This window comes from Gordonia sp. UBA7860, from assembly GCF_002500165.1.
In the GTDB taxonomy this organism is placed as follows: Bacteria; Actinomycetota; Actinomycetes; order Mycobacteriales; family Mycobacteriaceae; genus Gordonia; species Gordonia sputi.
Window position 1 is genome coordinate 1 of record NZ_DLSO01000180.1, and the last position, 8,149, is coordinate 8,149.

9 protein-coding genes are annotated in these 8,149 nt (G+C 64.2%); 6 read left to right on the forward strand and 3 right to left on the reverse strand.

All coding sequences use genetic code 11. From position 1 onward, the window contains the following. Positions 1-389 precede the first annotated feature (389 nt). Positions 390-794: an ArsR/SmtB family transcription factor gene (locus B3T59_RS22105; RefSeq protein ID WP_287005153.1), complete on the forward strand. Its 405-nt coding sequence runs from the start codon at positions 390-392 to the stop codon at positions 792-794. A gap of 1 nt (position 795) precedes the next feature. After that, entirely contained in the window at positions 796-1,440 is a 645-nt protein-coding gene (locus tag B3T59_RS22110) for an SRPBCC domain-containing protein (protein ID WP_287005154.1), read from the forward strand. Between the two features lie 1,025 nt (positions 1,441-2,465). Here the strand turns inward: B3T59_RS22110 and B3T59_RS22115 are convergent. The 3 genes from B3T59_RS22115 to B3T59_RS22125 form a co-directional block, all read right to left on the reverse strand. Further along, entirely contained in the window at positions 2,466-2,714 is a 249-nt protein-coding gene (locus B3T59_RS22115; RefSeq protein ID WP_287005155.1) for a hypothetical protein, read from the reverse strand. 56 nt (positions 2,715-2,770) lie between these two features. Then, positions 2,771-3,877 (reverse strand): hypothetical protein, encoded by a 1,107-nt coding sequence (locus B3T59_RS22120; protein WP_287005156.1) that lies wholly within the window; start codon positions 3,875-3,877, stop codon positions 2,771-2,773. A 95-nt stretch (positions 3,878-3,972) separates the two neighbouring features. Further along, entirely contained in the window at positions 3,973-4,374 is a 402-nt protein-coding gene (locus B3T59_RS22125; protein WP_287005157.1) for a hypothetical protein, read from the reverse strand. A gap of 993 nt (positions 4,375-5,367) precedes the next feature. Here B3T59_RS22125 and B3T59_RS22130 point away from each other — a divergent pair. The 4 genes from B3T59_RS22130 to B3T59_RS24535 all read left to right on the forward strand — a co-directional run bounded on the left by B3T59_RS22130 (position 5,368) and on the right by B3T59_RS24535 (position 7,963). Continuing rightward, positions 5,368-5,760 (forward strand): hypothetical protein, encoded by a 393-nt coding sequence (locus tag B3T59_RS22130; RefSeq protein ID WP_287005158.1) that lies wholly within the window; start codon positions 5,368-5,370, stop codon positions 5,758-5,760. Beyond that, on the forward strand, positions 5,757-6,509 hold the full coding sequence (locus B3T59_RS22135) for an RES domain-containing protein (RefSeq protein ID WP_287005159.1): 753 nt from the start codon (positions 5,757-5,759) through the stop codon (positions 6,507-6,509). Before B3T59_RS22130 ends, B3T59_RS22135 begins: the two co-directional genes overlap by 4 nt. Beyond that, positions 6,494-7,252 (forward strand): helicase associated domain-containing protein, encoded by a 759-nt coding sequence (locus B3T59_RS22140; RefSeq protein ID WP_287005160.1) that lies wholly within the window; start codon positions 6,494-6,496, stop codon positions 7,250-7,252. The genes B3T59_RS22135 and B3T59_RS22140 overlap by 16 nt, the downstream gene beginning before the upstream one ends. A 261-nt stretch (positions 7,253-7,513) precedes the next feature. Next, positions 7,514-7,963, forward strand: coding sequence for a helicase associated domain-containing protein (locus tag B3T59_RS24535; protein ID WP_313318844.1), 450 nt, complete (start codon positions 7,514-7,516; stop codon positions 7,961-7,963). The last annotated feature ends 186 nt before the right edge of the window (positions 7,964-8,149 follow it).

Here is an 8,149-nt window from a genome sequence, read left to right on the forward strand (position 1 = left end):
GATATTGACGGTATCCAGTAAGGCTCTGCATGTTGCATCAGATGCATCAGCCCACCCACTCCTCCAATCTTGTCTGTCGGATGACAACATACTTGAGACATTGACGCCCAATGCGAGACTCGATGACAGGTACTTGGGAGTGTGACGCCGACAGGCACGTGCAAGGTCGAGGGGTCGAGAGGCCAGCGGGCGCTCCGTCCCGGCCGCCACACCGTCGTCGTGCGGGTAGCTCCGACTCGTCGTCGAGTTGGTTCGGCTTCGATGGCGGATGGTCGGGCGACGGCGGCTCCGATTCCTCCGGCGGAAGCTCGGGTGGCGGCGACTAGCGGGTCGGCCACCCCAATAATTAACTCTTTACTTATATAAGTGTGCTGCGGTATTGTTCCTCCGTGCACGCCTTCGACATCCTCGGCGACCCGGTCCGTCGGCGAATCCTCGAGCTCCTCTCCGACGGCGAGCAGACCTCGGGTGCGATCACCGAGGTGATCCGGTTCGAGTTCGGAATCTCGCAGCCGGGTGTCTCGCAGCATCTGCGTGTTCTGCGCGACAACGGTTTCGCGTCGGTGCGCTCGGAGGGGACCCGCCGGTTTTATGCCGTCGAATCCGGTCCATTGCGTGAAGTCGACGAATGGCTGGCCGGCTTCCGCCGGTTCTGGGATCAACGCCTCGATGCCCTCGAGACCGAACTGGCCCGAGGCAGGCGTGCGAAGCGGCCACCGCGCGATCGAGACCCCAGCAGTGCGAAGTCGATTGCAAGTACGGAACACACCGATCCAAGAACCACAGGAGACTGACGTGAAGGACATTCTGGACGAGCTCACCGCCACACGACGAGCAATGGGCGAGGGCAGCTTGCCCGCCGGGGACGCGTACACCATCGAGCTGCGGCGCACCTATCACGCAGACGTCGACGACGTCTGGGACGCGATCACCAACCCAGAGCGACTGCGGCGATGGCTGAAGGCGGTCACCGGGGACCTTCGACTCGGCGGGAAATTCGAGCTGGACGGAGGCGAGCACGGCGAGATACTCGTCTGCGATCCCCCGCACCTCCTCACGGTGACCTGGCTCTACGGTCCCGACGCCAACGAGTGGCCTGGCACCAGTGAAGTGCGGGTGCGCCTCTCCCCCGGCCAGGCAGGCGGCACCGAGTTGGAGCTCATCCATGCAGCATTCGTCGGAGAACCCTTGTTCCCGACGTACGGACCCGGTGCCGGCGGGGTCGGTTGGGATCTATTGCTCCTCGGTCTGACCCGGCTGCTCGTCGACGGCGAAACCGCTGACCACGAAGCAATCGAGAAGTCTCCCGAGGGACGTGAGTTCATCCGCCGTAGCGCGGCGGCCTGGGGAGAGGCACACCTCGCGGCCGGAGGTGAACCCGCGCAGGTCGCCGCCGCGGCTGCGGCCACCGCGAAGTTCTACGCACCCGATTCGGTGTGATCCCAGGGTCGATTCGCGACACAGATCGACGAACAACACTGAAATAATAGTGCCTTACGACTGGTCTGGAAGCTATCTACCACTAAGAACGGTGCACTTCCTTCTCGGTAGCGGCAAGGTGGCGCGCAGTGCGCTTGTTTTGCTTTTTCACGGTGATTCACGGGACTCGGTTCGGCCGGCCGTTCGTGGATACGCATCTCGTTGGATAGCTGCGTACTTAGCGTTGATGCTCATACTATCGGCGGGGTATGGACAGTCATTAACAGTTGTCCTGCTGTCCATAGTGTTCTGTTCGATAGCTACATGGCGTATCTTGTACAGAGTATTGGTGATGGTCATCCCGTGTATGTTGCTCTACCAAATGAGCGTCCACATAGACTTTTGAAATATAGGAATTCTGGCCGCAATTGCACTCCTGGTTGTGGTAATGGCATTCCTCGCCTATCGGAAGTTGAGCTGGTTATCGGCCGTGCTTGTCGCAGCCGGGATTGGCGCCGACAACTCCGCTTTCGCGGACGTGTACCAACCGTTGGCACGTCTAATAGATGAGGAAGCAACTCGTCGAGACGATCGACCGACTCTCGTGGTCGCCCACTCGCTTGGAGCGCACGTGGTACACCGCGCGCTACTGGAGCTTAAGGCGGAAGGACGGCCGCGTAGTAGTGCACTAAAGAGTGTTCGGGTGCTAGCGCTCGGCTCCGGCCATGCACCGGTTGCATGGTTTCGAGTCGCCGGTCAATCTAGGATTGTCCAAGTCTATGAAACCGCATGTTTAGCATTTTCCCGCCAATGATCCGGGATGGACTCTTTCACCGTGTCCGTCATTGATCGTGATGGCGACTGTCCTATTCCATGAACAGTTATGATCGTGGCCACCCCGGGCTCTGTAGTCGCCATACATCCTTCACACGTCAGTACCAGACTTTTGGTCTGGTTAGAGTCTTATCGCGGATAGTAACTCCGATCGGACAAGTTCTCGCCCCGACTGGACCTGGACCTATCCCGTCCAGTGGGTGCGGGTGCCCTCAGCGTCCCTTGAGGACTTTGCCCGGCACCGCGTGTTCGCGCCCGACACTGACGTCCACGCCGACGAGCGGCCCGAGGTCGCAGAGGCCGCCCGAGCGGTGTGGCAGCGCGAACATCTCGATCCGATCGACGTCGATGACGAGATCCGAGCGGCCGTCGCTGCCCGTAGAGACGCCAATGCACAACTCGACGTCGCGGTCGTGAAGGCCCGCCGACTGGGCCGAGATCGGCGATCGTCCCGGTGCCACGACGGTCGACCCCGCAGCAGTATCAGAAACCCGACCGTGCGCGCCTGAACTTTCTACTAGCCCGAGGTGAGCTCCCCGCCCTCGTCAGTGTCCACAAGCGGACCCCATTCAGCGTGCTCACCACTAACTGATCCGACCCGTTCGGCGAGTTCTTGGAGAGCTTCGTGGCGGCCCGCGCCCGTGACCTCATCATCCCGGAGGGTCCGCAGGAGATCCGGCACCCCGTCTTCAGCCACAACGGCCCCCCAGCGATCGGTCGCACCGTTCGCAATTCTCTTCGGGATGACCTTTACGAAGTGGTTGACCATCTCCTCAACCTCGGCGTCATGAAGAGCCAGGTTGAACTTCAGCTCCGTGTCGACCTGATCGAATTTCTCACGGTCTTCAGGCGTGCCGGCGACAGCCGGCCGCACATACTGGCGCCATGTCCCAATGACGTGAAACCCCATTTGCTTTGCCATCTGTGCGGTGCGGTAGTGCTGTCGGCGACACACGAGCACCGGCAAGATCTGTTCGCCAGGGTGCGCAATCTTCAAGCGGGCACACTTATCCATCAGCTGGTAAAGCTCTTGCGTCTGCGGGTATATCCACTGTCGAACGTTCTTTGCTTCAATGATGACTGCGACTGCGGGTTTCGCTAGCCCATCAACAACCGGCATGTAAAAGGCGGCGTTGTCGACCGCGCCGCCAGCGATCTGCTGTCCGAAGAGACGCCCGACTTCACCGACACCCCCAGGGTTGAGCAGACGATAGCCGTGAGGCGCGGCCGCAGTCAGTGAGGCATGGATCACGCGCTCAAGGGCTTGAGGGAGCGGCGCCGGCCCCCACTCGGTGGTGGGAGCTGACCATCCATGAAATCGGGCGGTGAGGAGACGCTTCCGGCCCGCACTACGTAGCGCCTTCTTCGATGCACCGGCCATGACGTAGGTGGTGATGACTTGCCCGCCCCGCGTGGCCTGTCGAACCGACTCAATGACCCCTGCCTCCAGCAGTCGACGCCGCCCGACTGTGAGGTGGTGAGGGTCAATCTTGCGTGTCTGACCCGGCAACACTGCGTCGGAAATCTTGGCTTCCATCTCCGGCTGCGTAGTTGCGCCCTCCTGCTCCAGGAGCTCGACAATCGCAGTCGTCGCCATGGCTCGCCACTCTTCCGCGTCAGCCACGCTCAACCACCACAGAGACCCCTACATATGGGCGTGCGACTCAGGTGAAATGCCCGCGCTAACGGAAACGGACGTCCTACCAGCGTCTTCGCTGGTCAGTAGATATACGGCGTCGAGCGTGGAGGTAGACGCCACCGGTCGTACCGGTCTGCGGCCTGAGCCTCTGCCTGGAGACGCTCGAGCTCGACGATGTCGCTGGCCTCCTGATCTGGCTTGGAGGCCAGGTATGCGACCATGTCATCGTTCGCCTCTTCGCACAGCTCTTTAAGTCGGACCTCGACGTACTTGACGGTGCCCTCAACAGCGCGGGCGAAGTTTGCTCCAAGGAACTCGACATCCTCCGCCGCTTCACAACGCCGCCAGAAGAACGAAGCCCAGGTGTTGGAGGGCTCGCGGTTGAAGTGTGGCTCGATCTCACGTTCCGCTGAGAACTGCGGACTGACCTGGACGTCGAAGTCCAGGATGGACATACGAGGAAACTCGTCGGGTGTAGGCATCGCTGTACCGCCTCCTGAGAAAGTCGCCCGATTCAGCGCACGACGACTGTGACGAACGGACTGACCAAGATGGAGCCCGGCGTCGGTCGAGGTGACCGACGCCGAGCTGATGTGGAACTCCTTTCCCAGAGCTGACCGAACGAACGAGTTACTTGCGCTTCTCGTCCACGGTCGTGCGCGGGTGTCGCTTCGCGTGCGCCTTCGAGACGAACCGTCCCGTGATCGCGCTGCGACTGTTCGTGCCCTTGCCCTTGCCCTTAACCACGTCGACGCACCTTCTTCACAGTGGTGGTCGTCGTGACCCGGACACGGATAGGACCGACCCGCTTTACCTGGGTCTTCTTGGTGGTGGCCATTAGCCATCACCTCCCTACTGCTGCGGCCACGAAGGTCCAGCGACACGGCCCTCGCCCTCTGTGGCGAGGATGCCGAGTGGGTGTAGTGTTGTAGCCACAGTTGCCAGACTGGATAACAACACGAGCACCCGATCGACGGACGATCCCCCGAGGTCGGGGCTTCGTCATGTCTTGCAGCACCCCTGACACTACACCTAGTGGCTGACATTTCCGGTCACCACAAGGGGTTGTGAATAACATTGATGGAAGACATGCAGGTCGGAGCGGTACACGATCACAAATCCGGGCGTGTCTCCTGCGTGTTGGGCGTGTCGCTCACAGACTGTCCTGGCAGTGTCCACAACATGACACTCGGCGATCCGCAGGCCGGTGTTGCCTTGGTCAAGGCCGTGAAATGCTGCGGGTGGCGCCACCGTCGAGGCGTGTGACGGTTGCCCCGGGCCCCATCCCTTTCTGCCGCTGCGTGCAGCCACTCGCCGAGAGACGCACTGACGACATCGTCCATCTACACACTGAAGCGATCGACCTGATGCGGTCGGCGGCTTCAGTCGTCAAGTCGCAACCGCAACCGGCATTACCTGTGGTGTCTAGCTGTCACACGACATGGGATCTATGCTGGGATCGAGAGGTGATCATCATGACAGCAGCGCATCCCCGGCCTGATCTGGCCGCCTACGCCGAAGCGGCACGTATGTCGCAGCCCGAACTCGTGGCTGCGTTGCGCGATCTGCTCGGCGCGAAGCTCGTGGCCTACCTGGGCCGGGTGAGCGAGACCCGGGCGGTGCGACAGTGGGCTGAAGGCACCCGCACCATCGCCAACCCCGACGACGTTGAACGGCTACGGCTCGCCTACCGCGCCGCCCGCCTGATCACCGAACGCGACACCCCCGCCGTCGCTCAAGCGTGGTTCCAGGGCCTCAACCCGGTCCTCGACGACCGGGCGCCGGCGTTGCTGCTGCGCGACGGCGAGCTCGCCGACGTCGGCCCCCAGGTACTCGCCGCTGCCCGCCAGTTCGCCGCGGTGGGATGAACCAACCCCGCACGTCGACGATCGGCACCCTGCACGGCCCGATCACCACCAGCATCCGGGCCACCACGCTGATCTATCGGGTCGGGTACGCGCCGAGTCCGTGGGAGTGGACGCCGTGGGAGTACGCCACCGACGGCCGCTTCGCCGGCCGGTGGGATGACCCCGACGGGGTGTGGCGCACCCTGTACTGCGCCGGTACTCCCCTGGCCTGCTACCTCGAAGTCCTCGCGTTCGCCCGACCCAGCCCGCAACTGATCACCGAGCTCGACGGCATCGTCGTCGACGACGAAGACGAGCAGGACTACCCCACGCTGCCGCCTGGGCACGTCCCGCGATCGTGGTGTGAGGCACGGATGCTCGGCCACGCCACCCTGACCGGACGGTTCGCGGTGCCCGCCGACCCGGACAGCCTCGCCACCCTGCGGACGGCGTTTCGGCCGCTCGCGATCCGCTACGGGCTCGATGACCTCGACACCGCCGCTCTGCGGGACGGGCGGCCCCGCGGTCTCACCCAGGCCATCTCCCGCTGGATCTACGCCCTCACCGACCACGGACACGCGGCGGTCGACGGGATCGAGTTCGACTCCCGCCACGGCGACCAGCTGCGTATGTGGGCGCTCTACGAACGCGCCGCCGACCCCGACATCAGCCCCCACATCGACGTGGTCGACCACTGCCCCATCGACGCCGCGGATCCACAACTGGCCCGCGCCCTGACGCTCCTCGGACTCGAGTGGACCCCCGCCTAGATCGGCCTGAAACAGGCTGTGCCGCAACACTCAACGAGCATGAGCCTGGTTCGACCAGCCGTGGTAATGCCTACGACCGCCTCTTCGACACCGGGATCGCCCACCTGCACCGCTACGCCGCCGCCCACGGCACGAGCTCGCCGGCCCGCGGCGCGACGATCGACGGCTTCGCGATAGGTGGGTGGGTCGTCAACCGCCGTGCCGAGTACCGGCGGGGTCAGCTGTCGGCCGAGCGGATCCGCCGCCTCGACACCGAGTTCCCCGGCTGGGTGTGGAATGTGCGCGAGGCGATGTTCGACGTCGGCGTGACCCATCTGCGCCGTTTCGCCGCCGTCCACGGCACGAGCAACGCCGGAGAAGGCGATGTGGTCGACGGTTTCGAGATCGGCACCTGGGTCGCGTCCCGCCGCGCCGACTACCGCAGAGGCCGACTGTCGGCCGAGCGGATCGCGCGTCTGGAGTCCGAGTTCCCGGACTGGCAGTGGCTGCCGCAGGACGAGGCCTTCGCGACGGCGTTCGAGACCGGACTGTCCCACCTGCGCCGCTACGTCGCCGCCCACGGGACCAGCAAGGTCCCTCAGCGGGATGTGATCGACGGGTTCCCTATCGGTATCTGGGTCGCCACCCGTCGCGCCGACTACCGCAAAGGCCGGTTATCCGCGGAGCGGATCCGCCGCATCGAAACCGAGTTCCCGGACTGGCGGTGGACGGTACGACCCGCCGCCACGGATAGCAGGCGGTGACGCCGTGCCCAGCGAGCACAACTCCCCGACCGCTGGCCGCCGACGTGCGGACGATCGGCGGTTCGCCATTGGGATCGCACACCTGCACCGCTACGCCGCAGAGCATGGATCGAGCTCACCACCCCGCCACGCAACGCAACGATCGACGGATTTCGGATCGGCGCCTGGGTCGACAGCCGACGCACCGACTACCGGCTCGGCCGGTTATCGCCCGAACGGATCCGCCGCATCGAAACCGAGTTCCCCGACTGGCGGTGGAATGTGCTCGATGCCGCCTTCGCGGCCGGGATCGACCACCTGCGCCGCTACGTCGCCGTCCATGGCAGCAGCAACCCACGCCAGCACGACGTCATCGACGGCTTTCCGATCGGCCAGTGGGCGGCGAACCGTCGCGCCGACTACCGCACAGGCCGTTTACCCGCTGACCGAATCTTGCTGTTCGACAACGAGTTCGCGGACTGGCTGTGGAACCCCCAGGACGCGGCATCGGCCGCCGCGTTCGAGGCCGGCCTCGCGCACCTGCACAGGTATCGAGTAGTGCACGGCACCAGCAACCCCCGCCAGCGTGAGGTGATCGACGGCTTCGCGATCGGCCAGTGGGCGGCGAACCGTCGCGCCGACTACCGTCGAGGCCGACTGCCGGCCGGCCGGGTCCGCCGCCTCGAAACCGAGTTCCCCGACTGGCGGTGGACTGCGGGAGACCGCTCCTGATCCAACACAGCAGACCGCCGGGCTGAGGCAACGGATTCAAAACCCGTCCAGTGTCAGTTCGAGTTTCGACCGGGGGCACCACACACGACCTGACCGGTCAGCGAGGCTGGGTCGGTGACGGCGGGGGGGGGGGGGGATCGCCGGGTCATCATGTTGCGGCGGGGGGGGGGCCGGGGGGCGGCCCCG